At 70.7% G+C, this 2,017-nt stretch carries 4 protein-coding genes; 2 read left to right on the top strand and 2 right to left on the bottom strand.

Annotation, left to right across the window (positions count from 1 at the left end; genetic code table 11):
* Positions 1 to 348, top strand: a 348-nt coding sequence (locus QR77_RS40125) for a DUF2000 domain-containing protein (RefSeq protein WP_040026832.1), incomplete at its 5' end; no start/stop codon positions are given.
* A gap of 116 nt (positions 349 to 464) precedes the next feature.
* Positions 465 to 770, top strand: coding sequence for a chaplin (locus QR77_RS40120; RefSeq protein ID WP_040026831.1), 306 nt, complete (start codon positions 465 to 467; stop codon positions 768 to 770).
* Positions 771 to 915: 145 nt separating this feature from the next.
* Here the strand turns inward: QR77_RS40120 and QR77_RS40115 are convergent, their stop codons facing one another.
* Together QR77_RS40115 and QR77_RS42975 are read right to left on the bottom strand one after the other, a co-directional pair.
* Positions 916 to 1,782: a tyrosinase family protein gene (locus tag QR77_RS40115; RefSeq protein ID WP_040026830.1), complete on the bottom strand. Its 867-nt coding sequence runs from the start codon at positions 1,780 to 1,782 to the stop codon at positions 916 to 918.
* Positions 1,783 to 1,803: 21 nt separating this feature from the next.
* Positions 1,804 to 2,017 (bottom strand): tyrosinase cofactor (locus tag QR77_RS42975; RefSeq protein WP_236711019.1); only part of this gene is annotated, 214 nt, incomplete at its 5' end.

Below are 2,017 nucleotides of genomic sequence, written 5' to 3'. Positions count from 1 at the left end.
GCCGCCGTCTGCATGGCCGCCGCCGTCGGCAAGGCGCTGCCCGACCTGCTCGGCCCCGACGGCGAGGACGCGTCGGGGGTCGCGCACCCGGGGCTCCCCTGGGCGGGCTGCACCGTCCTGGCCGCCGACGCGGACACGCTGCGCCGGATCAGGGACAAGGCGGCGGCGAAGGACCAGATGTTCATCGTGGACATGCCCGGGCAGGCCCAGACCTCACGGGTCTACGACGAGTACCTCGGGCTGGTCGCCGGGACCAGGAGCGACGAGCTGGAGTACCTGGCCGTCAGCGTCGTCGGGCCGCGCAGCGCCGTCGACCGGCTCGTCGGCGGGCTGCCTCTGCTGCGCTGAACGGGTGTTGTGCATCTCTTGGGGGGAATTCCGTTACCCAGCGTGAGTCAAGGCGTTGAACGTGCGTGAAGGCCGCACATCGTGCGGCTGCGCGCCAAACGTTCAAGGAGAACTTGATGTCCCGTATTGCAAAGGCAGCCGCTGTACTCGTCAGCACGGGCGCCGTGCTGGCCGGTGGCGCCGGTATGGCTGCCGCCGACGCCGGTGCGGAAGCTGCCGCTGTCGCATCCCCCGGTGTCCTGTCCGGCAACATCGTCCAGGTGCCGATCCACCTCCCGGTCAACGTCTGCGGCAACACCATCAACGTGATCGGTCTGCTCAACCCGGCGTTCGGCAACAAGTGCGTGAACAACTCGGACCACGACCACCACCGTGGTGGCCACGGTCACAAGGACAACAAGGCCGGCGGCTACGGCGGCTGAGTGCGACGGCCGGTCGCGGGCGTCCCCGGGCGCCCCGCCTCCGGCCGGCTGACGGCCTTCCGCGTCTCGTCGCGGGAGGCCGTTTTCCGTACGCGGGTCCCGCCGGCCGTTACGCGCGTCCCGCCGGCCGTGACGAAGCCGCCGGTCAGGCGTACGTGTAGACGCCCTGGTGACGAAGGAGCGCGGACGGCGCGACGTCCCACGGCGGCATCGGCTCCTCCTGGCTGATGGCCCGGCCGCTCTGCGGGTCGTCCGGCGGGAGCCTCTTCAGCGGCAGATAGGTCGCCTTCGGGTGCTGCTTCTGCCAGCGGTCCCACACCAGGTCGATAAAGGCGTGATGGAGCCAGAAGACCGGGTCGTTGGGCGAGGCGGCGCCCAGCATCTCACCGCCGACCCAGCGGTGGACGCGGTTGTGGTTGAGCCACGGCTCCGTCCCGCCCCCGCCGGTCGTCCAGCCTTCGAGTCGATTGCGAAAGCCGGAGGCGGCGGTCGAGTCCCAGGGAGCCGCGTCGTACACCTTCTCGTTCAGTGCCCCGGCCAGTTCGGCCTTGCTGGGCAGGGTGACCGGGGCCGCCGGGCGGCCGAAGTTGCGGGTGAGGAATCCGTCGTCCCTGACGCCTCGCCTGATCCGCCAGTTCCCCGCCGCGTAGGCGAACGGCCCCGTCATCACCTGCTGGTCGCCCGACCGGCCGTTCCCGCCGAGGAAGTCCTCCGCCCACAGGGAGGCGGTCGGGCTGTTGTCGACCGTCCAGTCCCAGTAGGGGACGGTCACCTTCGGGTCCACCTCCCGCAGGGCCGACTCGAACTCCAGCAGCAGGCGCCGGTGCCAGGGCAGGAACGAGGGGGCCATGTGCCCGGCGCGCACCCCGTCCTGCGCGTCGGAGACGTAGTACTGGGCGTGCAACCCCACGAACTCGTCGTAAGCGCCCCGGCGTTTGAGCTCCAGGACGGCGTGGACGAACGACGACTTCTCCGCGCGGCTGAGGTTGCGCTGGTTCTTCCTTGTGTACACCGGTGGGTGCCTTCCCGCTGTTCAGAGGTGGTGGATCGGTCCGGAGACCGACAACTGGGCGCCGGCCAGGTCGTCGACGGCCGCGCGGGCCGTTGCGAGCGGGGTGGGGAACGACTCGTAGTGGTTGACCGCGCTCAGATAGCTGCCGTCGGCGCGTCGCATGATGTGCAGGGGTCTGCCGTCGATCCGGATGTCGAAGGCGGCGCCGGGGGCCGGCGGCCCGCCCGCCGAGACC

It is taken from the genome of Streptomyces sp. 150FB (assembly GCF_000818195.1).
In the GTDB taxonomy this organism is placed as follows: domain Bacteria; phylum Actinomycetota; class Actinomycetes; order Streptomycetales; family Streptomycetaceae; genus Streptomyces.
Note: the sequence above shows the minus strand (reverse complement) of the source record. Positions and strands in the feature narration are given on the sequence as shown.